The organism is Streptomyces sp. NPDC005799 (assembly GCF_040630525.1).
Lineage (GTDB): Bacteria > Actinomycetota > Actinomycetes > Streptomycetales > Streptomycetaceae > Streptomyces > Streptomyces griseorubiginosus_B.
On sequence record NZ_JBEXXQ010000019.1, the window covers coordinates 139,868 to 162,743 of the forward strand.

Annotated in this window: 19 protein-coding genes, 1 pseudogene and 1 riboswitch; of the genes and pseudogenes, 13 read left to right on the forward strand and 7 right to left on the reverse strand. The window is 70.5% G+C overall.

Annotated elements, in window-relative coordinates; genetic code table 11:
* Nucleotides 1–63: 63 nt before the first annotated feature.
* Entirely contained in the window at nt 64–2,991 is a 2,928-nt protein-coding gene (locus ABZ453_RS20480) for a M36 family metallopeptidase (protein ID WP_359016349.1), read from the reverse strand.
* A gap of 351 nt (nt 2,992–3,342) precedes the next feature.
* Here ABZ453_RS20480 and ABZ453_RS20485 point away from each other — a divergent pair.
* Together ABZ453_RS20485 and ABZ453_RS20490 are read left to right on the forward strand one after the other, a co-directional pair.
* Nucleotides 3,343–3,552, forward strand: a pseudogene (locus ABZ453_RS20485) (transposase); the annotation flags it as partial.
* Between the two features lie 60 nt (nt 3,553–3,612).
* Entirely contained in the window at nt 3,613–3,810 is a 198-nt protein-coding gene (locus tag ABZ453_RS20490) for a hypothetical protein (protein ID WP_359016368.1), read from the forward strand.
* A gap of 69 nt (nt 3,811–3,879) precedes the next feature.
* Here ABZ453_RS20490 and ABZ453_RS20495 read toward each other — a convergent pair whose 3' ends face one another.
* Nucleotides 3,880–4,464 carry a flavin reductase family protein gene (locus ABZ453_RS20495; RefSeq protein WP_359016350.1) on the reverse strand — a complete coding sequence of 195 codons (585 nt, stop codon included), beginning with the start codon at nt 4,462–4,464 and terminating at the stop codon, nt 3,880–3,882.
* A gap of 302 nt (nt 4,465–4,766) precedes the next feature.
* On the opposite strand from ABZ453_RS20495, the gene cdgB reads away from it, so the two are divergent.
* A complete protein-coding gene (gene cdgB / locus ABZ453_RS20500) occupies nt 4,767–6,422 on the forward strand; it encodes a diguanylate cyclase CdgB (RefSeq protein ID WP_359016351.1) in 1,656 nt (551 codons plus the stop codon).
* A gap of 131 nt (nt 6,423–6,553) precedes the next feature.
* Complete coding sequence (locus ABZ453_RS20505; protein WP_359016352.1) at nt 6,554–7,492, forward strand: CBM35 domain-containing protein; 939 nt, start codon at nt 6,554–6,556, stop codon at nt 7,490–7,492.
* A gap of 17 nt (nt 7,493–7,509) precedes the next feature.
* Here the strand turns inward: ABZ453_RS20505 and ABZ453_RS20510 are convergent, their stop codons facing one another.
* From ABZ453_RS20510 to ABZ453_RS20520, 3 genes are all read right to left on the reverse strand, one after another.
* Complete coding sequence (locus ABZ453_RS20510) at nt 7,510–8,439, reverse strand: 1-phosphofructokinase family hexose kinase (protein ID WP_359016353.1); 930 nt, start codon at nt 8,437–8,439, stop codon at nt 7,510–7,512.
* Between the two features lie 87 nt (nt 8,440–8,526).
* On the reverse strand, nt 8,527–9,672 hold the full coding sequence (nagA, locus tag ABZ453_RS20515) for an N-acetylglucosamine-6-phosphate deacetylase (protein ID WP_359016354.1): 1,146 nt from the start codon (nt 9,670–9,672) through the stop codon (nt 8,527–8,529).
* Complete coding sequence (locus tag ABZ453_RS20520) at nt 9,672–10,613, reverse strand: ROK family protein (protein WP_359016355.1); 942 nt, start codon at nt 10,611–10,613, stop codon at nt 9,672–9,674. Before ABZ453_RS20520 ends, nagA begins: the two co-directional genes overlap by 1 nt.
* 125 nt (nt 10,614–10,738) lie before the next feature.
* On the opposite strand from ABZ453_RS20520, the gene ABZ453_RS20525 reads away from it, so the two are divergent.
* The 3 genes from ABZ453_RS20525 to otsB all read left to right on the forward strand — a co-directional run bounded on the left by ABZ453_RS20525 (nt 10,739) and on the right by otsB (nt 13,729).
* Nucleotides 10,739–11,989, forward strand: a complete 1,251-nt coding sequence (locus ABZ453_RS20525; RefSeq protein ID WP_359016356.1) for an extracellular solute-binding protein — start codon at nt 10,739–10,741, stop codon at nt 11,987–11,989.
* Between the two features lie 50 nt (nt 11,990–12,039).
* Nucleotides 12,040–12,276 carry a DUF3263 domain-containing protein gene (locus tag ABZ453_RS20530; RefSeq protein WP_359016357.1) on the forward strand — a complete coding sequence of 79 codons (237 nt, stop codon included), beginning with the start codon at nt 12,040–12,042 and terminating at the stop codon, nt 12,274–12,276.
* A gap of 595 nt (nt 12,277–12,871) precedes the next feature.
* Nucleotides 12,872–13,729 (forward strand): trehalose-phosphatase, encoded by an 858-nt coding sequence (otsB, locus tag ABZ453_RS20535; protein ID WP_359016358.1) that lies wholly within the window; start codon nt 12,872–12,874, stop codon nt 13,727–13,729.
* Here the strand turns inward: otsB and ABZ453_RS20540 are convergent.
* Entirely contained in the window at nt 13,717–15,114 is a 1,398-nt protein-coding gene (locus ABZ453_RS20540) for a trehalose-6-phosphate synthase (RefSeq protein WP_359016359.1), read from the reverse strand. The two genes, otsB and ABZ453_RS20540, sit on opposite strands and share 13 nt — an antisense overlap.
* An 84-nt stretch (nt 15,115–15,198) precedes the next feature.
* The gene (locus tag ABZ453_RS20545; RefSeq protein WP_359016360.1) at nt 15,199–16,143 is read right to left on the reverse strand and encodes a glucosyl-3-phosphoglycerate synthase; all 945 of its coding nucleotides are present in this window, start codon (nt 16,141–16,143) and stop codon (nt 15,199–15,201) included.
* Nucleotides 16,144–16,269: 126 nt separating this feature from the next.
* Nucleotides 16,270–16,424, forward strand: a riboswitch (SAM riboswitch).
* Between the two features lie 18 nt (nt 16,425–16,442).
* Between ABZ453_RS20545 and thrC the strand changes: the two genes are divergently transcribed.
* The 6 genes from thrC (at nt 16,443) to ABZ453_RS20575 (ending at nt 22,762) form a co-directional block, all read left to right on the forward strand.
* Nucleotides 16,443–17,729, forward strand: a complete 1,287-nt coding sequence (gene thrC / locus ABZ453_RS20550) for a threonine synthase (protein ID WP_359016361.1) — start codon at nt 16,443–16,445, stop codon at nt 17,727–17,729.
* A 112-nt stretch (nt 17,730–17,841) separates the two neighbouring features.
* Complete coding sequence (locus ABZ453_RS20555) at nt 17,842–18,117, forward strand: MoaD/ThiS family protein (RefSeq protein ID WP_058924632.1); 276 nt, start codon at nt 17,842–17,844, stop codon at nt 18,115–18,117.
* A gap of 442 nt (nt 18,118–18,559) precedes the next feature.
* On the forward strand, nt 18,560–18,766 hold the full coding sequence (locus ABZ453_RS20560) for a cold-shock protein (RefSeq protein ID WP_019057200.1): 207 nt from the start codon (nt 18,560–18,562) through the stop codon (nt 18,764–18,766).
* A gap of 338 nt (nt 18,767–19,104) precedes the next feature.
* Complete coding sequence (groL, locus tag ABZ453_RS20565) at nt 19,105–20,727, forward strand: chaperonin GroEL (RefSeq protein WP_359016362.1); 1,623 nt, start codon at nt 19,105–19,107, stop codon at nt 20,725–20,727.
* Between the two features lie 186 nt (nt 20,728–20,913).
* The gene (locus ABZ453_RS20570) at nt 20,914–22,032 is read left to right on the forward strand and encodes an NADH:flavin oxidoreductase (RefSeq protein ID WP_359016363.1); all 1,119 of its coding nucleotides are present in this window, start codon (nt 20,914–20,916) and stop codon (nt 22,030–22,032) included.
* 136 nt (nt 22,033–22,168) lie between these two features.
* Complete coding sequence (locus tag ABZ453_RS20575; RefSeq protein ID WP_359016364.1) at nt 22,169–22,762, forward strand: GNAT family N-acetyltransferase; 594 nt, start codon at nt 22,169–22,171, stop codon at nt 22,760–22,762.
* Nucleotides 22,763–22,876: the final 114 nt, after the last annotated feature.

Consider the following 22,876-nt stretch of genomic DNA (forward strand, 5'->3'; position numbering starts at 1 on the left):
GGGGTGCCGGGGGGCTCCGTGGGTCTGGTGGTGCGCCGGCCCCCGGCTCTCGAGTACGGCTTGTCAGACCTGGTGCGGTGCGCCGTGGACGACGAGTTCGGTCGCGTCGAGGTACCGGCAGCCCGAGGGGCTGGAGTCCTTCGCGCAGTCCACGCCGTTGTCGGCGGCCTGGTTGCCGAGCATGGTCAGGCGGACGTACTGGACGTTCTGCCCGCTGCCGTCCTTGAGGGTCACGGCGTTCTGCCGCCCGCTGTCGGCGGGCTTGAAGTGGCCCTCGGCGGCGATGGTCCAGGTGGCGCCGTCCGGGGAGGTCTCGATCCGGTAGTCGCCGAGGGACGCGGTGGTGTCGTCGCCGCAGCCCGCCGTCGGGTCGACGAGAAGCTCACCGATGTCCACGGCCTTCGGCAGCTTGACCGTGTTGTGGACCGGGTCGACCCCGGTGCCGTTGGTGCCGCCCTTGGCGTCCGAGCCCCACACCGAGTACGACAAGTCGACCAGGCCGACCGGACCGCACCCGTACTGGGTGTTGTCGGTGCCGGTGAAGTCGGCGATCTCGGCGCCTCCGGAAGCGGCCGCCCAGTCGCGACGCAGCGCCCAGTCGGCGCGGGCCGAACCGGCCTTGACGTCGACTGTGCGGACCACCGGCTCGTAGCCGGTGCCGCTGGCGTACACCTTGCGGTAGGTCCCCCGGGGGACGCCCGGGATCGAGTAGGTGCCGTCCGCCTTGGTCACGGCGGAGAGGTCGGCGCCGGGGAAGCCGGAGTTGTGGCCGCTGACGCTGACCGTGACCCCGCTCACCGGTGTGCCGGTCACATCGTCGGAGACCTTGCCGGTGAGCGTGACCCGCGGGGTGCCCGGACCGGGCGGCAGCGAGAAGTCCTCGTCGGGCTGGACGTCGTCGGCGGAGAGCGCCGCGGCGAAGTACCCCATTCCCCGGTGTGCGAAGACCTTCCAGATGGCCTTGTGGGCCCGGCCGCCGTTGACCACGGTGTCGGCCTGCAGGATGGCGTTGCGCTGGTCGAGGAAGGTAGGGGCGGCGGGGGACAGCTCCATCGCCCGGGTCAGCAGGGACTCGGTGAGCTTGCTGCCGAGCGTGGTGCGCAGGTCCCAGAGGGTCTCGCTCCAGATCTCGCCGTCGGCGTGCACCTCGGGACCACCCCCGTGCCTGATCTTCCCGTAGTCGCCGTAGGTGTACCCGCCGGGGCCCGCCGTCCTCGTGCCCGGGCACTTGGCCGACTTCGACCCCACCTGACAGTCCAACGCCTGGCTGCGCGAGGGAAGTTCGTCCGTCCAGTGCGGCGGGTCGAGGTTCACGTCGCCGTCGGTGCGCGGGTTGTCCTTCAGCAGCTTCTGGTTGACCAGGAAGTCCAGCGCGTACCAGTCGCTCCATGCCTCGCCCATGGCCCCGCCCTGCTGGCCGGTGAGGGTCGAGACGCCGTCGGCGTCGACGACGAGCCGGTTGGACAGGCCGTGCGTGTACTCGTGGTAGACGGTGGCGGCGTCGTCGCCCCAGTTGCCCTGGAGCACGGTGTAGCCGGGACCGGAACCGGTCAGGTACATCTGCATCGTGGGTGCCTGGCCGTCCGGCGGAGTGCCCATGTTGGCGTTGTTCAGGTGGTCTTCGTCGGGCAGCCCGCTCTTGATCGCCGCGCCGTCGTCGGTCTGCGCCTGTACGGCGTCGCCGTCACGTCCGTCGAAGTTGCCGGCCTTGCGGGTGAAGCCGATCGGGGCGGCTTCCAGGTGATCGTGGTAGGTGCCGAGGTAGTAGTAGACCTGCGCGGCGTTCTGCTTGCGGTTGGTCTGCCAGGAATTCGGCTTCTTCTGGTTCCAGGAGCAGGGCAGCGGATCGTTGCAGCCCTTGCCGGTGATGGGCTTGAACGGGAAGGCGAACGTCCCGCCGGCCGTCGGCGTGATCTCCTCTCCCTTGTCCACCTCGTTGTTGTCGTTGACGTCGCTGAAGGCATGGGCGATACGGCCGTTGAGGGTCTTGGCGTTCTTGGGGAGCCAGCCCTTGGCGGTCAGGTCACCTGGGTGCTGCTTGCCGCCCGCGGGGGCGCCCGGGTAGCGGTCCCAGACCAGCACCCTGCCGCTGGGTGACGGCGTGGCCGCGGCGTCGGAAAGGGGCTGCCCGGCGGACGTCCCGGCCGAGGACGCGGTCAGGTCGGAGGACAGGTTCTGCCGGTACAGGACCCGGCCGGTGACGGCGTCGACGACGTGCAGCCACATGCCGTGGCCGTCCGGCGAGGTGACCGTCTGCCAGGCGCGGCGGGCGGTGCCGCCGGGCACCGGATAGGCGACCTGCTTGGCGGTGCCGTTGGACGGGTTGGCGTCGGACGCGGCGCCCGCGATGTCGCGGACGGCGGTGTCCCTGGCCTGCGTTCCGGTGAACCGGGCCCGGGCCAGCGTCGAAGGCAAGTCGCGCACCGGGGAGCCGAGCACGCTGATCAGGCGCCCGTCATGGGAGATGTTCGCCTTGACGCCGTTGCCGAAGACGGGCACACCGTCGACGGACTGGACGAAGGACAGGTGGCGTATGCCGGCGACGTCGGTGTACTGCTTGCGCAGCGTCAGGTCGTGGACCTGGGCGTCGGACAGGCCGAAGACATCGGGATGGGATCGCAGGTAGTTCCGGACGATGTCCTGGGGGCTGTTGCCACTGGGCGGCGTCAGGTATCCGTCGAGCTTGGCCACCTGGCGTGCGGTGCCGGTGGCCGGGTCCAGCTCGAGCACCCCCTGGATGCCGAGTTGCTGGCGCAACTTCCGTACTCCGGGCCGTTGTTCGGCCTTCGTCAGGGTGGCGTCGCGGCGTATCAGCGTCTGCTGCGAGGGTATGGGCGGAGTCTGGGCCGCCGGGGTGCCGGTGTCGGCGGGTGGGGTCGGGTCGCCCGGGGTCGCGTTCGCGACGCCGGGCAGAAAGGCGACGGTCAGCGCAAGGCCGATCGTCGCCGACGATATCGTCGTGCGCGTTCTGCGCACGGGGGCTTTCGCCATGTCACGCCTCGTGGGGGGTGAGGAGTTCAACAGCCGTATGAAACAGCCGAGTTGTGTCCTCCGGACCCTTTCACCGTCCCTGCCCTCCAAGAAAGCCTGAAACTTCAAGTTTCACAGAAGACGCACACGTCACAGTGGGGGGCCAGGGTGCGGGCGTGAGTACATCAAGTGGGGGCGCTGTCACAGGTCTTGGGGAGCGGTCGCGGGGCGTCAACGCGGGGTTCGGATCGCTCCTGTCGGCCCTCGGGTTCGGCGACGGCTCACCGGGGCGCCACCGCCACCGCTTCCTGCCCCCTGGGTCGGCGGCTTTCTCTGCCGGGAGAAAAGGCGCCGGCCGTTGAGCTGCCGGACATGCTCAGCGCCTGGCATGACCGCGCCGTTGTGGTGGCCGATGCCGGACACGGCGTCGACACGCCCTTCCGGCCGGCGCTGGAGGAACGGGGCCAGTCCTCCGTGATGGCGCTGACGGGCAGGGAAGCAGCCCATCCGGAGACGGCCGAGCCGCGTCGGCCTGCCTATGGCCGGCTGGGCCGCCGACGCCGGCGCGCTGTCGCACCGAGCCGCAGTCCATGGCACGCCTGGCCGATGAGCAGGCCACCCGCACCACCGAGGTGGCCTGGCGTGAGGGCGGCAAAGGGCCGACGACGCCCCGGTTCGCTGCGCGTGCGGCCCGCGGGCGAGCAGGCCCTGCGGGCCGCTCGGAACGCCGACGGCGGCCACTACCCGTGGTACGGCAACCCGCCGCCGCGGACCCTGCTCGTGGAATGGCCCGCCGACCAGATGGCCCCGACCGGTGGCCGCCCCCTGAGCAGCACCTGAATCAGAACCTGACGAGGCACTACTGGGGATCCGTCACGCGCGCGTGCCACGCATTCCTCGCCCGTCCGGTCACCCCAACTGCCGGTAACGCCCCCGGAAGTACGTCAGCGGGCCCCCCTCCGCACTCGGTACGTCCGCCGTCAGGACGCGGCCGATCACCAGGGTGTGGTCGCCGGCGATCACGCGCTGCTCGGTGCGGCACTCCAGGGTCGCCAGGGCGCCGCCCACCAGGGGCGCCCCGGTCGCCTTGCCGCGGACGTACGGGATGTCCTCGAAGAGCAGGCGGTCGCTGATGCGGCCCTTCATGGCGAAGCGGCCGGCGATGTGGCGCTGGCTCTCGGAGAGCACCGAGACCCCCCACAGGGGCTGTTCGTCGAGCAGGTCGTCCATGCGGGCGCCGGTGCGCAGGCTGACCAGCACCAGGGGCGGGTCGAGGGAGACCGACAGGAAGGCCGTCGCGGTCATGCCGACGTCCTCGCCGGCCGGCGCCGACGGGTCGTCGGGGTCCAGCGGCGGCTCCTGGGCGGTCACCAGGACCACGCCCGCGGCCAGCCGGGACATGGCGGCGCGGAACTCGTCGTTGCTCACCCCCTCAGCATGCCCGGCGGGCGACGGGACAGTGATCGGGGACGTGGCAAGGGATGTGTTCGGCACGCTCGAAACGCTAATCTCCCGTCCCCGCCGACCGCATCGGGCGTCGGGCCGAGGCCGGACCTAGGACCACCGGCGGAGTTCGCCACATAACCAAAGTTCGCGTCCAGTAAACGCACAGGAAAAACGCAGAAACCCCACTCAATTGTTCATCTTTCGCTGTGACTTGAGTCACAAGAGGCGGGAATTGTTGACCCTGTGTACCGAGTGCGGAGCGCGCTGTGATTCAGTGGCGGGGAAGCTGCCAGAACGATACGCCGATGAGAACCCTTGATTCGCTGCGAGGTCTCGGGGGGAGGGCGAGTATGGAGACCGAGTCGGAGCCTTACGTCCGTCTTGCGACTCTGCGACAACTGCACCAGGTCATGGCCGATATGAACACGGCCCGCAGCCTGGCGGACACACTGCAGACCGTCGCCGACGGTGTGGTCAACGGCCTCGGTTACGAGCTGGCGTGCGTCAACCTGGTCCGCCCCGACGGCGACCTCGTCGTCGCCGCCTTCGCCGGCAACGCCGCGGCCGAGGCGCTGATCACCGGCCGGGTCGGCTCCCGCGACTCCTGGGAGCGCCGCCTGACCATGGGCGAGCACTGGGGCGACCTGGTCTTCATACCGCACACCGAGGGCTGGGTCCTCGACGACGACGACGTCCCGCAGTGGTACACCGACGGGCCCGCGCCCCGCTTCGAGGACGAGTGGCACCCCGCCGACCGGCTGTTCGCGCCCATGTACACACCGGGTGTGCCGGGCGGCTCCTGCGGTGAGCTGATCGGCGTGCTGTCCGTGGACCGGCCGCGCAACGGCCGCCGACCGGGCGCATGGGGACGCGAAGCGCTCCAGATGTACGCGTTCCAGGCCGCGATCGCGATCAGCAACGCCCGGCTGCGCGCCAACATGCAGCGTGCACTGGTCAGGCTCGAAAGGGAGCAGCAGGCCCTCAGGGCGAGCGAGGAGAGCTTCCGGCAGGCCTTCGAGTACGCCCCCTCGGGCATGGCCATCGCCGAGATGGGCGGCGACCAGCACGGGCGAATACTGCGCACCAACGACGCCCTGTGCCGGCTGCTCGGCCGCCCCGCCTCCGCGATGCGCCGCTACTCCTTCTCCGACCTCGTCCACCCCGAGGACATAGGCACCCTGCTGCGGACCTCCGCCGAGGGCGGGCGCGCGGAGCTGCGCCTCGGCCGCCGGGACGGCACCTACGTCTGGGTCTCCCTGCGCAACTCCGTCGTCGCGGACGCCGCCGACGGCCCCCGCTTCCTGCTCACCCACGTCGAGGACATAGAGGAGCGCAAGCGCCGCGAGCTGCATCTCGCCCACCGCGCCTCCCACGACTCCCTCACCGGCCTGCCGAACTCCGCCGAGCTCCGCTCGCGCCTGTCCTCCCGGCTCTGCCAGCGGGCCACCCATCCGGGCGCCCTGGAGTCCCTGGACGCGGCCTACGGCCACCCCGCCTTCGACGCCAACGGCCACGGCTTCGACTTCCGGCCGGGCGGCGCCGAGATGTTCGACGGCTACGACCACCATGTGCACACCGTCGCCCCCGAGGGCGAGCGCGACGACGGCACCAAGGGGCTCGCGGTGCTCTTCTGCGACCTCGACGGCTTCAAGTCGATCAACGACCGGTTCGGGCACAACGCGGGCGACGCGGTGCTCATCGAGGTCGCCAGGCGGCTGTCCCGGGGGGTGCGCGACGGTGACACCGTGGCGCGTCTCGGCGGCGACGAGTTCGTGGTCCTCGCCGACGGTCTCGGCCGGGCCGACGCCCAGGACCTCGCCGTACGGCTGCGCAACGAGATCATCCAGCCCATCCGGGTCGACGGGCGGGCCGTGCGGGTGGGTGCCAGCTTCGGCATCGGATGGGCACACTGCGGCATGACTGCGGACGAAGTGTTGAAGTCCGCCGACGAGCGGATGTACGTAGAGAAACGATCTCGTCCCAAACAGCACAGACGCGCGGGATGATCCCCAGGTCAGGGGGCACATCCGCGGGACGATGCGATCCGAGTCACCCGTTTGGGGCATGGAGAGCGGGTAGGCTCGCCATTCTGACCCCACGTATCGCACCGACCCGCACCCGCTAGGAGTACCAAGGGATGACGTCCGGCAACAACGGCGCCAGCACGCCCGAGGACGACGACCCGTTCGGCTACCTCTACGCCGATGGGCAGGCCAATGGCGCCCAGCCGCCGTCCGGTGGCGGTGGCTACGGCTACCCGGGCTCGGTCAACCGGACGCGCGCGGTCGGCCAGCGCCAGTACGGCCAGCCGGCTCCGACGCAGCAGCAGACCGCCGCGTACGGTCAGGTGCCGCAGCAGCAGGGTGCGTACGGTCAGCCGAGCGCCCACTACGCGGCCCCCGAGACCTTCCCCGGCGGCGGCGCCCCGACGACCCCCCAGCAGCCGACGCGCGGTGGAGGGGGCGGCGGCCGCAGCGGTGGTCCCAACACCAAGGGTCTGCTGATCGGCGCGATAGCGGTGGTCGCCGCGGTGGTCATCGGCATCGGCGTGGCGATCATGGGCGGGGACGACTCGGACAACAAGGCGAGCGGCGACTCCACGCCGACGACGTCCACGTCCCAGAGCGCCCAGCCGAGCACATCGTCGGCCGCCAGCGCGTCGGCCGCCCTCCCGAAGACCGACGCGAAGGACCTCCAGCTGGGGGGTGGCGCGACCACGGCCTCGGACGTCAAGGGGGCCAAGTCGGACGGCGGGACCTACGTGACGGGGTTCAACAACGTCGGCGCTTCGATCACCTGGACCGTCGACCTCCAGAAAGCCGGCTCGTACCGCCTCTACGTGCAGTACAGCATCCCCGCCGTGGACGCCAACGCGACACTGACGGTCAACGGCAAGCCCAACCAACAGCCGCTCGGCATGAAGAACTTCATCAAGTCGTCGGACACCGACCTGGCGAAGAACTGGCAGTCCACGTGGGCTCCGGTGACCTTGACCAAGGGCACCAACACGCTGACCCTCTCCTGCGGCCAGGGCAACCAGTGCAACGCCCTGATCGACCAGCTCTGGGTGCAGTAAAGCTCAGACGGCGGCCGTCACGCTGCCCGTGTCTCCTCTTCCACCGCGACCCGCCCCACCAGCTCCTCGTAGGCCCCGCGGTCGAAGTCGCCCGCCGTCGGGGCCAGTACCGTCGCCGCTGACAGGGCGACCGCTCGGGACAGGCGGTCCGGCCAAGGGAGTTGTTCGACCAGGCCGGACAGGAGGCCCGCCACCGCGGAGTCGCCCGCGCCTGTGGGGTTGCCGTGGAGGTGGGTCGGTGGGGTGGCTCGCCAGCGGCCCTCGGGGGTGGCCGCGAGGAGGCCGTCCGAGCCGAGGGAGGTGACGACCGCCGTCGCTCCTCGCCGGCGGGCGTCCTGGGTGGCGCGCAACGGTTCGTGGGAGCCGGTGAGTTCGGCCAGTTCGTCGGCGTTCGGTTTGATCAGGTCGGGGCGGGCCGCCACCCCCCGGCGCAGGGGTTCGCCGCTCGTGTCGAGGAGCACCGGAACCCCCGCCGCCCGGGCCAGACGGACCAGCACGGCGTACGCCCCCACCGGCACCCCCGGCGGCAGGCTGCCGCACAGGGCCACCGCCGCCATGGAGGGCAGCAGGTCCTCGTACGCGTCCTGGAAGGCCGACCACTCGGCGGGCGTGACCGTTGGGCCCGGTTCGTTGAGTTGGGTCGTGTCGCCGGAGGTCGTGTCGACGACGGCGATCGTGCGGCGGGTCGGGCCGGCGACCGGGACGAGGGCGTCCACCAGTCCGGGCGTGGCGGTCAGTTGCTCCCGCACCGTGCGGCCCGTCGCGCCGCCCGTGAAGCCGGTGACCGTCACCTCATGGCCGAGGGCCGCCAGCACCCGGGCCACGTTCAGGCCCTTGCCGCCGGGGCGTTCCGTCACGTCGGTCACCCGGTGCGAGGAGTGCGGACGCAGCGCCCGGACACGGTACGTGATGTCGAGAGCGGTGTTCAGCGTGACCGTGAGGATCACCTGGGCCGACCTCCCCCGGAGAAAGACATGCAGAACGTGGTCGTCCTATTTTCACAGGACGACCGCCGCTCTCAACAGCCGGACACATCACCCCAGTTGCGGATCGACCACCCATTCGCCCCGGCGCATCACGCCCTTGAGGTCGAATTGATGGTCAAGAACCACCAGGTCGGCGTCCTTGCCGGCCTCCAGCGAACCGATCCGGTCGTCCATGCCGAGCAGCCGGGCCGGGTTCGACGAGATCGCGGCCACCACGTCCTCGACGGACAGCCCGTCGACCGTGACCGCCCGCTTGAACGCACGGTCCAGCGTGAGCGTCGACCCGGCGATGGAGCCGCCCTCCACGAGCCGCGCCACGCCCTCGCTGACCTCGACCTCCAGGGGGCCGAGCATGTAGCGCCCGTCGCCGAAACCGGCCGCGTCCATGGCGTCCGTGATGAAGGCGACCCGGCCCGCGCCGGCGTGGTGGAAGGCCAACTGGAGCGAGGCCGGATGCAGATGGGTCCCGTCGTCGATGAGTTCGACCGTGATCCGCTCGTCCTCCAGAAGGGCGGTGATCGGGCCCGGGGCGCGGTGACCGATCTGGGGCATCGCGTTGAACAGGTGCGTCGCGACCGTCGCCCCCGCGTCGATCGCCTCCACCGTCTGCTCGTACGTCGCGTCCGTGTGGCCGATCGCCGCGATCACGCCCTGCTCGGCGAGCAGCCGTACGGAGTCGATGCCTCCGGGGAGTTCGGTCGCGAGGGTGACCATCTTCGCCTTGCCGCGCGCTGCGTCGACCAGCTTGCGGACCGCCGCCGGGTCGGGGTCGCGCAGCAGCTCCTCGGAGTGGGCGCCCTTGCGGCAGGGCGAGATGAAGGGGCCTTCGAAGTGGATGCCGGCGATGTCACCCTGCTCGGCGAGCTCGCTCAGCAGCCCGGCCCGCTGGGCGAGGAAGTCCATGTCGCCGGTGACCGTCGAGGCGATGAGGGTGGTCGTGCCGTGCAGCCGGTGGGTGTGGATGCCGTGCAGCACCTCGTCGACCGTGCCGGAGGTGAAGGACGCCCCACCTCCGCCATGGTTGTGGATGTCGACGAACCCCGGCACCAGCCAGTGCCCCGAGACGTCGACGACCTCGGCGTCCTCCGCGGCCCTGGCCGCGATCCGCGTGTCCTCGACGACGACACGGCCGTCCTGGACGACCCCCGTGGGCAGTACCACCCGGGCACCGGCGAGAACCTTGGTAGAACCCATCAGGTGGTTACCTCCGTGCGGTCGGTTGAGTTGAGGAGATCCCAGGCCAGCAGCCCGGCACCGAGACAGCCCGCCGCGTCCCCCAGCGCCGCGGGGACGATCGACGGCAGCTTCTGGAAGGTCACCCGGCGCCCGACGGCCTCCCGCAGCGGTGTGAACAGGGTTTCCCCCGCCTCCGCGAGTCCACCGCCGATGATCAGCATGCGGGGGTCCAGCAGGGTGAGGGCGGTGACCAGGCCGTCGGCGAGCGCGTCGACCGCCTCCTGCCAGACCCGGACGGCGTTCGGGTCGCCGGACGCGACGGCCTTGGCGCAGTCGGCGGCGTCCGCGCCGGGGTCACCGGTGGCGGCGGCCCAGGCCTCGCTGACGGCCGCCGCGGAGGCGTACCGCTCCAGGCAGCCGGCCTGGCCGCACGGACAGGGGGCGCCCCCGGGCCGTACGACGATGTGACCGATCTCGCCCGCGAAACCGTGCGCGCCCGCCTCCACCCGGCCCGCGATGCCGATGGCGCCCGCGATGCCGGTGCCGAGGGGGACGAAGAGGAAGCGGTCCGCGCCCCGGCCCGCACCGATCCGGCCCTCCGCGAGTCCCCCGGTGCGCACGTCGTGGCCTAGGGCGACGGGCACGCCGAGCCGCCGGGACAGCAGGTCGCGCAGGGGTACGTCCCGCCAGCCGAGGTTGGCCGAGTAGGCGGCCACGCCCCGCGGCTCGTCGACGATGCCCGGGACGGCCACGCCGGCCGCGGTGGCGGGTTCGCCGAAGCGGTCGGCGCCGTGGGCGTGCAGTTCGGCGGCGAAGTCGAGGATGCCCTCGACCACGGCGTCCGGGCCGCGTTCGCGTCCGGTCGCCCGGCGGGCCTGGTGCAGCAGCTCGCCGCCGGCGCCGACGAGCGCGGCCTTCATCCCGGTTCCGCCCACATCGAGGGCGATGACATGTCTCACGGGATGTAGTGTGGCCCGCTGACCCACGAGAGGTCTAGTCCACTTACGTGGTGTAGACCTTAAAACGGTCCACATATTGAACGGCGAGACAGTTGGGGCGTGGCATAGCGGTGCAGCGGCGCAGGATGGGAACGGCGGCGGCGGTCGCCGCGCTGGGCATGACGGCGGCCCTGAGCGGCTGCGGTGTCACCGGCGGTTCGGGAGACGTGACCCTGAGACTGGTCGCGGCGGACTACGGTGACTCCGCCGCCAACAGCTCGCAGAAGTACTGGGACCGGCTGGTCGAGGAGTACGAGGCGAAGCACCCCGGTGTGAAGATCGACCTCACCGTCTACTCCTGGAACGACGTCGACCGCAAGGTCAAGGAGATGGTCGACGACGGCAAGGCCCCCGACCTGGCACAGATCGGCGCGTACGCCGACTACGCCGACAAGGGCCTGCTCTACACGGCGGACGACCTGCTCTCCATCAGCACCCAGGCCGACTTCGCCTCCCAGCTGGCCACCGCCGGGCAGGTCAACAGCGTGCAGTACGGGATGCCGTTCGCGGCCTCCACCCGGCTGCTGTTCTACAACAAGACCCTCTTCAAGAACGCCGGGCTCAGCGCGCCGAAGACCTGGAAGCAGCTCGCCGCCGACGCCGAGGTGCTCAAGGCGCGGGGTGTGAAGTACCCGTACGCGCTGCCCCTCGGGCCGGAGGAGGCGCAGGCCGAGACCATGCAGTGGATGCTCAGCGGCGGGGGCGGCTACACCGACACCGTCGGCACGTACGGCATCGACTCGGCGGAGAACGTCGCCACCCTCAACTGGCTCAAGGACGACCTGGTCGGCAAGGGACTGACCGGTCCCGTCGCACCGGGCAGGCTCAACCGGGCCGACGCGTTCGCGGCCTTCGCGAAGGGGGAGGTCGGCATGCTCAACGGGCACCCCTCGCTGATGAAGATCGCCGCGAAGAAGGGCGTGAAGTTCGGCATGGTGCCGATGCCCGGCGCCGACGGGCCGAGCACGACCGCGATGGGTGTGGCCGACTGGATGATGGCCTTCAAGAAGAACGGCCACGCCGAGCAGGTCGGTGACTTCCTGGACTTCGTCTACAGCGAGAAGAACGTCCTCGCCTTCTCCCGTGAGTACGACCTGCTGCCGGTCACCAACTCCGCGTCCGACGCGATGAGCGGCGACCAGCGGGACGCCGCGCTCAAGCCGTTCCTGGACGAGCTTCCGCAGTCCGAGCTGCCGCCGGTCGGCAAGACGTCCTGGGCGGCGGTCAGCGCGGCGGTCAAACAGCGCATAGGCCAGGCGGTCGCCCCGAACGGCAGCCCGGCGGCCGTCCTCGGCCAGCTGCAGTCCACGGCGACCAGGGCGGAGAGCTCCGACTAGGCACCCCTGGCCGGGGGTGGCTGTCAGTGGCGGACGCTACGGTTCGTCACATGCACCGGGAAGAGCAGCTGGGGGAGCGGGAGCGGGCCGTCCTCGCCCTGGAGCGCCGGGGTTTCGCGGGCCCCGGCGCGAAGGAGCGGGCGATACGCGAGGAGCTGGGGCTCGCCCCGGTCCGCTACTACCAGCTGCTCAACGCCCTCCTGGACGACGAGCGGGCGCTGGCCCACGACCCGGTGACGGTGAACAGGCTGAGAAGGGTGCGCGAGCAGCGGCGCTCGGAACGCTGACGCTTCCCGCACGCCGACCAACGGTTCCCGCGCACCCCGGCTGCCGGTTTCCGCGGGCCGACTGTGACGGTTTCAGCGTGCCCCGGCTGCCGGTTTCCCCGGGTCGGCCCTGAGGGGTCCCGCGCGTCCCGTGTCGAGGGTCGCGGCACGCCGGCCGTGACAGTTGTCGTGCATTCCAGGAGGAGCGTTGCCGCGCACGCCGCTTCGGGGGTTGCCGCGTCCCCGGCTGCGATGTCCGCGCTTCCCGCGTCGACCGTGCCGCGCACACTCTCGGCTGACGGTTCCCGCGTGCGCCGTGTCGAGGTTTCCGCGCCCGCTCGGCCGACGGTTCGCCCGTGCCCCGTGTCGAGGATTTCCTCGCACCACCGGCTGACGGTCCCGCGCTCCCGCGCCCGCGATTCCCGCGCACCTTGCGCTCCTATGATTCCCGCGCACCTGCGCCCGCGAAGCCTGCGCTCCTACGATTCCGCGCACCCTGCGCCCGCGAACCCTGCCCACCTACGATTCCCGCGCACCCGCGCCCGACCCCCAGCCGGCCGTTCTCCCGCACCCGCCAGCCGCGCATGTCTCGCCGTATCCCGGTTAGGGTCCCCGTATGGGCACCCATACGGACACGGACCCCCTGCCGACGCCCGTCACCCGGGCCGGGCGGGACGGACTCGGCGCGATTCTCGCGAATCCCCGGAAGGCCGTGATCGGCCTTGACTTCGACGGGACGCTCGCCCCGATCGTCGCGGACCCCGAACAGGCCCGCGCCCACCCCGACGCCGTTCCCGCGCTGGCGCGGCTCGCCCCGAAGGTGGCCGCGGTCGCGGTCGTCACCGGGCGCCCGGCGGAGGTGGCCGTCCGGCACGGCGGTTTCGCGGGCGTGCCGGGCCTCGAGCACCTGGTCGTCCTCGGCCACTACGGCGCCGAGCGCTGGGACGCGGTGAGCGGCGAGGTCACGGCCCCGGCGCCGCACCCCGGGGTCGCCGCCGTCCGCGCCGAACTGCCGGGGTTCCTCGACCGGGCCGGCGCGGGGCAGGCGCAGGGCACCTGGATCGAGGAGAAGGGCCGCGCGCTCGCCGTGCACACCCGCCGCGCGAGCGACCCGCAGGCCGCGTTCGAGGCCCTGCGCGAGCCGCTGACCGAGCTCGCCGCACGCCACGGCCTGATCGTGGAGCCCGGCCGGCTGGTCCTGGAACTCCGCCCCCCGGGCATGGACAAGGGCGTGGCCCTCGGCGAGTACGTCCGTGAGATCTCCGCCGAGGCCGTCCTCTACGGCGGCGACGACCTGGGCGACCTCCCGGCGTTCGGGGCGGTGGAGAAGCTGCGCTCCGACGGGGTTCCCGGACTGCTGGTGTGCAGCGGGAGCGACGAGGTCACGGAGCTGAGGGAGAGGGCGGACCTGGTGGTCGACGGCCCGGCAGGGGTCGTACGCCTCCTGTCCGCCCTCGCGGCTCAACTCGGCTGATCCACCAGCGCGTTCAGCTGTTCCAGGAACCACTGCGCCGGCGGCAGCGCGGTGGCGGCCGCCGCCAGCCGCTTGCCGCGCTCGGCCAGCTCCTCCGCCGGCAGGGTCAGCGCCGTGTGCAGCGCCTCCGCCGTGCCGATCACGTCGTACGGGTTCACCGTGATCGCGTCCTCGCCCAGCTCGGCGTGGGCGCCGGCCTCGCGGGACAGCACCAGGACGCAGCCGTCGTCGGCGACGACCGGAACCTCCTTGGCGACCAGGTTCATACCGTCGCGGATGGGGTTGACGAGGGCCACGTCGGCCAGGCGGTAGGCGGCCAGCGAGCGCGCGAAGTCGTCCTTCACGTGCAGCACGACGGGGGTCCAACCGGGCGTCCCGTACCGGGAGTTGATCTCCTCCGCCAGCCGCTGCACCTCCGCGGTGTAGTCGCGGTACACGGCGAGGTCCTGCCGCGAGGGGTAGGCGAAGGCCACGTGCACGACCCGCTCCCGCCACTCCGGGTGGTCGTCGAGCAGCTGCCGGTACGCCAGCAGCCCGCGCACGATGTTCTTCGACAGCTCGGTCCGGTCGACCCGCACGATCGTCTTCCGGCCCGCACCGATCTCCTCGCGCAGGGCGGCCATCCGCTCCTCGACGTCGCTTTCGTGCGAGCGCTGCCGCAGGAAGTCGGCGTCCGCCCCGAGCCCGTGCACCCCGACCTCGGTGTTCCCGAGCCCGTCCACCAGTTCCGTGCAGCACGCCGTGAACGCGTCCGCCCAGCGCCGGGTCAGGAAGCCCAGCCGGTCGGCGCCCAGCATGCCGCGCAGCACCTGCTCGGCGATGTCGTCCGGCAGCATCCGGAAGTAGTCCACCGGCGCCCACGGCGTGTGCGAGAAGTGACCGATCCTGAGGTCCGGGCGCAGCTCGCGCAGCATCCCCGGCACCAGCGTCAGGTGGTAGTCCTGCACCAGCACCGCCGCGCCCTCGGCCGCCTCCTCGGCCAGCGCCTCGGCGAACGCCCGGTTGTACGCCTCGTACGACGCCCACTGCCGTCGGAACTCCGCGTCGAAGACCGGCTCCAGCGGGGTCTGGTACAGCATGTGGTGAACGAACCAGAGCACCGAGTTGGCGATGCCGTTGTACGCGTCGGAGTGCACGTCGGCCGGGACGGCGAGCATGCGCACGCCCTCCTCGCCGACGCCCTGCCGTACCGCCTCCCGGTCGCCGTCGGACAGCGCGGAGCACACCCACAGGGCGCCCGCGTCGGGCCCGATCGCCGACAGACCGGAGACCAGCCCGCCGCCGCCCCGTTTGGCGGCCAGCGAGCCGTCCTCCTGTACCTCGTACGAGACCGGGCCGCGGTTGGACGCGACCAGCACCTGATGAGCGCCGTGCGTGGAAGCCATACGCCTCAACCTAGCCCGGCCCGGAAACACTCAAACGTATGGCCGGTTCACGGCCTCGCCCCGTATACGGCCCGCTCCGCGGGGTTACGCGACCTTGCGCTCCGCGTACTCCGCGATCTCCACCATGGGCGGCCGCTCCTCGGTGTCCACCGAATAGGTGCGCGGCTCGAAGCCGTCCTCGCCCCGCTCGAACTGGGTGAGGGAGGGACGGATGAGGTGGCCGCGGGCGAGCCGGAGCTGGGCCGTGCGGTAGATGGCCGCGGCCATGCGGCCCAGGGCCTGTCCGTCCTGGTGCCGGTGCCTGCGGACGCCGACGTCGACCTGGGCGAGGGCGTCGAGGCCGACCAGGTGCAGGGCGTCGACCAGCATGCCGAGCTCCACGCCGTAGCCGACGGGGAAGGGCAGCTGTTCCAGCAGGCTGCGCCGGGCCGCGTATTCGCCGCCGAGCGGCTGGACGAAACCGGCCAGTTGCGGCCAGTGCATGTTGAGCAGCGGGCGGGCCATGAGTTCGGTGACCCGGCCGCCCTGGCCCCTCGCGCCGGCGAGCGGGCGGTCGTACATGCCCTTGACCAGGTCGATACCCGGGTCGGTGAGCAGCGGGCCGACGATGCCGGAGACGAAGTCGGAGGAGAACTCCTTCAGGTCGGCGTCGATGAAGCAGACGATGTCCCCGGTGGTGACCAGCAGCGAGCGCCACAGCACCTCGCCCTTGCCGGGGACGGCGGGGAGTCGGGGCAGGACGTCGTCGCGGTGGACGACCCGCGCGCCGGCCGACGCGGCGACCGCCGACGTGCGGTCGGTGGAGCCGGAGTCGACGACCACGATCTCGTCGACCAGCGGGACCTGCTGCATCAGGTCGTGACGGATGATGGCGACGATGTCGCCGACCGTCTCCTCCTCGTTCAGCGCGGGCAGCACGACGGACACCGTCCGGCCCGTGCGTTGCTTGGCGGCCAGGATCTGGTGGAGCGGTCGGTCGGTGACGGACCAGGAGCGGGTGCTCAGCCAGCGCTCGACTTCTTCCAGCACGTAGGCGGCTCCTCACTTGTCTCGCGGTTCGGACGACTCTCTCAACTGTCCTGGCCTTCGGTTACAGTCTTGAACAACGTCGATGACCATCGCATGTCCGAGGTCATTGAACGTACAACCGAATACCGCTCATCCAGAGGGGCAGAGGGACACGGCCCGATGAAGCCCCGGCAACCCTCCAGCCGGTCTCGTAGATCAACGTTGATCATTCCGCGAGGCTCCCGGCTAGGGAAGGTGCCAAATCCGTCTCACGGCGAGATGCGTCGTGAGGAAGATGAGGAGAAAGGGCCTCGCCTCACATGGCTGCGCAGACTGTTGCAAGCACCACCGACTCCCAGGCCGTCGATCTCGGTCCCGCCGCGGCGCTGAGCTGCCGCGAATGCGGCCACCGGGTACCGCTCGGCCCGGTCTTCGCCTGCGAGGAGTGTTTCGGCCCGCTCGAGATCGCGTACGACTTCTCGGCCTACGACACCGAGGAACTCCGCAAGCGGATCGAGGCGGGACCTTCGAACATCTGGCGTTACGCGCCGCTGCTGCCCGTCCCGGCGGACGTGGCGACCAAGCCGAACATCAACCCCGGCTGGACCAAGCTCGTCAAGGCCGACAACCTCGCGCGCGAGCTGGGCGTGACCGGTGGCCTGTACGTCAAGGACGACTCCGGCAACCCGACGCACTCCTTCAAGGACCGTGTCGTCGCCCAGGCCATCGAGGCCGCGCGCGTCTTCGGCTTCACCACCCTCTCCTGCTCCTCCACCGGCAACCTCGCGGGCGCGGTCGGCGCCGCCGCGGCCCGGGCCGGCTTCCGTTCCTGCGTGTTCATCCCGCACGACCTGGAGCAGGGCAAGGTCGTCATGGCCGCGGTCTACGGCGGTGAGCTCGTCGGCATCGAGGGCAACTACGACGACGTGAACCGCTTCTGCTCCGAGCTGATCGGCGACCCGGCCGGCGAGGGCTGGGGCTTCGTCAACGTCAACCTGCGGCCGTACTACGCGGAGGGCTCCAAGACCCTGGCGTACGAGATCTGCGAGCAGCTCGGCTGGAAGCTGCCCGACCAGCTGGTGGTGCCGATCGCCTCCGGATCGCAGCTGACGAAGATCGACAAGGGGCTGCAGGAGCTGATCAAGCTCGGGCTCGTCGAGGACAAGCCGTACAAGATCTTCGGCGCGCAGGCCGAGGGGTGCAGCCCGGTCTCCGTCGCGTACAAGGCGGGGCACGACGTGGTCCGGCCGCAGAAGCCGAACACCATCGCCAAGTCGCTGGCCATCGGCAACCCGGCGGACGGCCCGTACGTCCTGGACATCGCGCGGCGTACCGGCGGCGCGGTGGAGGACGTGAACGACGAGCAGATCGTCGACGCGATTCGGCTGCTCGCCCGGACCGAGGGCATCTTCGCGGAGACCGCCGGTGGGGTGACCGTCGGCGTGACGAAGAAGCTGATCGAGGCCGGTGTGCTGGATCCGAGCCTCACCACCGTCGTCCTCAACACCGGCGATGGGCTGAAGACCTTGGACGCGGTGGCCGACACGGGGCTCACCGCAACGATTCGCCCGAACCTGGAGTCCTTCCGGGAAGCTGGGCTCGTCTAGACCGTCGTCGTCTGGGGGCCGGTGGGGGCTGCTCGCGCCCACGCGGCGGCAGCCGCACATATCGACCACAGCCCCGCGCCCCCAAGCCCGTTATCCGACCGGAGGTTTCATCGTGAGCGTCAACGTCCGCATCCCCACCATCCTGCGCACCTACACCGGCGGCCAGGCCGAGGTGAGCGCCGAAGGCGCGACCCTGGCCGAGGTCATCGCCGATCTGGAGAAGAACCACACCGGGATCGCCGCCCGGGTCCTCGACGACCAGGGCAAGCTGCGGCGATTCGTCAACGTGTACGTCAACGACGACGATGTGCGGTTCGAGCAGGGGCTGGAGACGGCCACCCCGGACGGTGCGGGCGTCTCGATCATTCCCGCGGTCGCCGGCGGCTGACCTGATGACCGATCATTACCGTCGGTAACAGTGATTACCGAGTGTTCATCGAATTGCCCCCTCCGTGAGAGAAACGGAGGGGGCAATTCTGCATGGTTGAGCACGGTACAGTTGGGGAACCTGCTGCCTCCCGCATGCCGAACGCATATGAGTACCGCCTCCGGATGCGATGAGAAGTAGCCAAAGTGTGCGCGTCTTTTGTGTCTTATGCGCCCTTTATGGGGCCCGACTTGCCCTGAATTCGGGCGAATTCTCACTACATTCCGGACCCCTGACGTCCAGAATTCTCGTCCGATTGACCTGTTGCAGACGGCAGTTGGACAGATACATTCAGCCGCGGTCGACGCGTTCCGGCGCACGCCCCCAAACCGTGGGGGGTGAGGTCTGACCCGGACCCGCGAAGTGCGGGTCTGTGCAAGGGCCAGTAATAGGGGAGTTAGGCATGGCTCAGGGCACCGTCAAGTGGTTCAACGCGGAGAAGGGGTACGGCTTCATCGCGGTCGACGGTGGTGCGGATGTTTTCGTCCACTACAGCGCCATCCAGATGGACGGGTACCGCACCCTGGAAGAGGGCCAGCGGGTCGATTTCGAGATCTCGCAGGGTCAGAAGGGGCCGCAGGCGGACATGGTCCGACTCGCGACCAGCTGAAGCACGCGCCGGGTAGATCGCAGCGTCGTTCTTCTGTTTTCTTCGAAGGGCTCGTACCCCATGGGGAGTCATGGGTACGGGCCCTTCGGCATGTCTGCGTCAGGCGGCCCCGGATCCCCTGCGAGACCTGCCCAGTACCCGGGAGGCGCTTGCACTCGGCAGGGGCGAGTGCTAATCATTGGCGTTAGCACTCTGAAGGTGAGAGTGACAAAGAAGGACCGGGTCGGTGAGGCCCGCAGGCCGGGTGGGGCAAGGAACCCACGGGTCGGCGAGCCGTCCGTCGCGGGCGCGGGCGCGGTCCGAAGGAATCACCCCCAGTCCTGGAGGGACCACTTCACATGGCCAAGATCATCGCGTTCGACGAGGAGGCGCGGCGCGGCCTCGAGCGCGGCATGAACCAGCTCGCGGACGCCGTGAAGGTGACGCTCGGCCCCAAGGGCCGCAACGTCGTCCTCGAGAAGAAGTGGGGCGCCCCCACGATCACCAACGATGGTGTCTCCATCGCCAAGGAGATCGAGCTCGAGGACCCGTACGAGAAGATCGGCGCCGAGCTGGTCAAGGAAGTCGCCAAGAAGACGGACGACGTCGCCGGTGACGGTACGACCACGGCGACCGTGCTCGCCCAGGCCCTGGTCAAGGAGGGCCTGCGCAACGTAGCCGCCGGCGCCAACCCGATGGCCCTCAAGCGCGGTATCGAGAAGGCCGTCGAGGCCGTCTCCGGTGCCCTGCTCGAGCAGGCGAAGGACGTCGAGACCAAGGAGCAGATCGCCTCCACGGCCTCCATCTCCGCCGCCGACACCCAGATCGGCGAGCTCATCGCCGAGGCCATGGACAAGGTCGGCAAGGAAGGCGTCATCACCGTCGAGGAGTCCCAGACCTTCGGTCTGGAGCTGGAGCTCACCGAGGGTATGCGCTTCGACAAGGGCTACATCTCGGCGTACTTCGCCACCGACATGGAGCGTATGGAGGCCGTCCTCGACGACCCGTACATCCTGATCGCCAACTCCAAGATCTCCTCGGTCAAGGACCTGCTCCCGCTCCTGGAGAAGGTCATGCAGTCGGGCAAGCCGCTGCTGATCATCGCCGAGGACGTCGAGGGCGAGGCCCTGTCGACCCTGGTCGTCAACAAGATCCGCGGCACCTTCAAGTCCGTCGCCGTCAAGGCCCCGGGCTTCGGCGACCGCCGCAAGGCCATGCTCGGCGACATCGCCATCCTCACGGGCGGCGAGGTCATCTCCGAGGAGGTCGGCCTCAAGCTGGAGAACGCCACCCTCGACCTGCTGGGCAAGGCCCGCAAGGTGGTCATCACCAAGGACGAGACCACCATCGTCGACGGTGCCGGTGACAGCGACCAGGTCGCGGGCCGCGTGAACCAGATCCGCGCCGAGATCGAGAACAGCGACTCGGACTACGACCGCGAGAAGCTGCAGGAGCGCCTGGCGAAGCTCGCCGGCGGTGTCGCGGTCATCAAGGCCGGTGCCGCCACCGAGGTGGAGCTCAAGGAGCGCAAGCACCGCATCGAGGACGCCGTCCGCAACGCGAAGGCCGCCGTCGAGGAGGGCATCGTCGCCGGTGGTGGCGTGGCCCTCATCCAGGCCTCCTCGGTCTTCGAGAAGCTGGACCTGGAGGGTGACGAGGCGACCGGCGCCAACGCCGTGCGCATCGCGCTCGAGGCCCCGCTGAAGCAGATCGCCGTCAACGCCGGCCTCGAGGGCGGCGTCGTGGTGGAGAAGGTCCGCAACCTCACCCCGGGTCACGGCCTCAACGCCGCGACCGGTGAGTACGTCGACCTGGTCAAGGAAGGCATCATCGACCCGGCGAAGGTCACGCGCTCTGCCCTGCAGAACGCCGCCTCCATCGCCGCGCTCTTCCTCACCACCGAGGCCGTCATCGCCGACAAGCCGGAGAAGGCCGCCGCGCCCGCCGGTGGCGGCATGCCGGGCGGTGACATGGACTTCTGATCGACCTCGGGGCCTCGGCCCCGGTTGATCAACGTCCTCACGGAGGGCGGCACTTCCTGCTACGGCAGGGGGTGCCGCCCTTCGGCGTGTGCGGTGTCACAGGGCAGCCGGAAATGCCGTGACGCGTGGGGCGGTTGACGCTGGAGCAGTCTCTATGCGTATGCACATACCGAGGAGTTCCCCCGCGTGACCGCCACCACCTCCCGCGCCGCCGAGATCCTGTCCCGGCCCACCGCGATCAACGGCCTGACCGTCCCCAACCGCATCGTGATGGCGCCGATGACCCGCCGCTTCTCCCCGGGCGGAGTCCCCGGCGAGGACGTCGCGTCGTACTACGCCCGCCGGGCCGCCGCCGGGGTCGGTCTGATCGTCACCGAGGGCACCTACGTCGGCCACGAGTCGGCCGGGAACAGCGGCCGCGTCCCGCGCTTCCACGGTGCGGAGCAGCTCGCGGGCTGGCGCAAGGTCGCCGAGGCGGTGCACGCGGCGGGCGGCACGATCGTGCCGCAGCTGTGGCACATCGGCATGGTCCGTGAGCAGGGGCAGGCCCCGTACGCCGACGCGCCCGCCGTCGGCCCGTCCGGCATCCGCCTCGACGGCACCGAGGGCAAGGGCGCCGCGATGACCCAGCGCGACATCGACGACGTCATCGGCGCGTTCGCCGAGGGCGCGGCCGCGGCGGAGCGGATCGGGTTCGACGGCGTGGAACTGCACGGCGCGCACGGCTACCTGATCGACCAGTTCCTGTGGGCCGGCACGAACCGGCGCGCCGACGCGTACGGCGGTGACCACCTCGCCCGTACGAAGTTCGCGGCGGAGATCGTGGCGGCCGTACGGGAGACGGTGTCGCCGGAGTTCCCGATCATCTTCCGGTACTCGCAGTGGAAGTCCGACAACTACGATGCCCGGCTCGCCGAGACGCCGGAGGAGCTGGAGGCGGTCCTCTCGCCGCTGGCCGCGGCCGGGGTCGACGCCTTCCACGCGTCCACGCGCCGTTACTGGCTGCCCGAGTTCGAGGGCGCCGACCTCAACCTGGCCGGGTGGACGAAGAAGCTGACCGGCAAGCCGGCGATCACGGTGGGCTCGGTCGGTCTCGACGGGGACTTCATCCGCGGCTTCGCGGGCGAGGGCTCGCCGGTCCGCGGCATCGACGACCTGCTGGACAGCCTGGAGCGGGAGGAGTACGACCTGGTCGCCGTCGGCCGGGCGCTGCTTCAGGACCCCGAGTGGGCGGCGAAGGTGCTGGCCGGCCGCTTCGAGGAGCTCCGCCCCTACGACGCGACGGCGCTGCGCTCGCTGAGCTGACGCCGGGGTCGATCCGGTGGGGCGCGCGTCCCCGGGAGCTGAGCCATGGACCGGGGCATGGAACCTGGGGCATGGAACCCGGGACCTGAAACAGCGGACCTGGGACCGCGCCCCCGGACGGGTACAGGATGACCGCATGACCTTCGCCCGCTCCGCCACGCCCTCCGACGCCGACGGCATCGTCGCCACCTTCACCTCCGCCTTCCTCCATGACCCCGTGTGGGGGCCGGCCTTCCCCGACGAGGGACGGCGGGCGGAGCAGGCGGCCGTGATGTGGCGGATCTACGCCACCTCCGCCCTCCGCTACCCCTGGACCCTGGTGACCCCGGACGTCGAGGCCGCCGCCCTCTGGATCCCGCCCGGTGGCGTCGAGCTGACGCAGGACGAAGTGGACGGTCTGGAGGGGCGGTTGGCCGAGGCCACCGACCCCGTCACCGCCCGGGGGATCATGGAGGTCGGGGAGCTGTTCGAGGAGGCGCACCCGGTCGAGCCGTTCTTCCACCTCACCATCCTCGGCACGCACACCGATCACCGGGGCAAGGGCCTCGGGATGGGCCTGCTGTCCGAAAGCCTCGCCCGCATCGACGAGTTGGGCGCGCCCGCCTACCTGGAGTCGACCAATCCCGCCAATCTCAAGCGGTACGAGAGCGTCGGTTTCACCGCCCGGGACCGGATCACCCTTCCCGGCGGCCAGGTGGTGACGACGATGTGGAGGCCGGGAACGGCCTGATGGTGCGCGGTTGGTTGATTCAAGCAAGTAGGTGGTATCCCTGCGGGGACGCTTGCGAAGGCGTGAAAATCGGTGTGGGGCTGCCCGCCGACGCCGTCGGTGCTTGGGTCTTGA

Coding starts and splice junctions, on each gene's coding strand:
- ABZ453_RS20480 (WP_359016349.1), bottom strand. CDS start 2,991: ATGGCGAAAGCCCCCGTGCGCAGAACGCGCACGACGATATCGTCGGCG.
- cdgB (WP_359016351.1), top strand. CDS start 4,767: ATGGAGACCGAGTCGGAGCCTTACGTCCGTCTTGCGACTCTGCGACAA.
- ABZ453_RS20505 (WP_359016352.1), top strand. CDS start 6,554: ATGACGTCCGGCAACAACGGCGCCAGCACGCCCGAGGACGACGACCCG.
- nagA (WP_359016354.1), bottom strand. CDS start 9,672: ATGGGTTCTACCAAGGTTCTCGCCGGTGCCCGGGTGGTACTGCCCACG.
- ABZ453_RS20525 (WP_359016356.1), top strand. CDS start 10,739: ATGGGAACGGCGGCGGCGGTCGCCGCGCTGGGCATGACGGCGGCCCTG.
- ABZ453_RS20530 (WP_359016357.1), top strand. CDS start 12,040: ATGCACCGGGAAGAGCAGCTGGGGGAGCGGGAGCGGGCCGTCCTCGCC.
- otsB (WP_359016358.1), top strand. CDS start 12,872: ATGGGCACCCATACGGACACGGACCCCCTGCCGACGCCCGTCACCCGG.
- ABZ453_RS20540 (WP_359016359.1), bottom strand. CDS start 15,114: ATGGCTTCCACGCACGGCGCTCATCAGGTGCTGGTCGCGTCCAACCGC.
- thrC (WP_359016361.1), top strand. CDS start 16,443: ATGGCTGCGCAGACTGTTGCAAGCACCACCGACTCCCAGGCCGTCGAT.
- ABZ453_RS20560 (WP_019057200.1), top strand. CDS start 18,560: ATGGCTCAGGGCACCGTCAAGTGGTTCAACGCGGAGAAGGGGTACGGC.
- groL (WP_359016362.1), top strand. CDS start 19,105: ATGGCCAAGATCATCGCGTTCGACGAGGAGGCGCGGCGCGGCCTCGAG.
- ABZ453_RS20575 (WP_359016364.1), top strand. CDS start 22,169: ATGACCTTCGCCCGCTCCGCCACGCCCTCCGACGCCGACGGCATCGTC.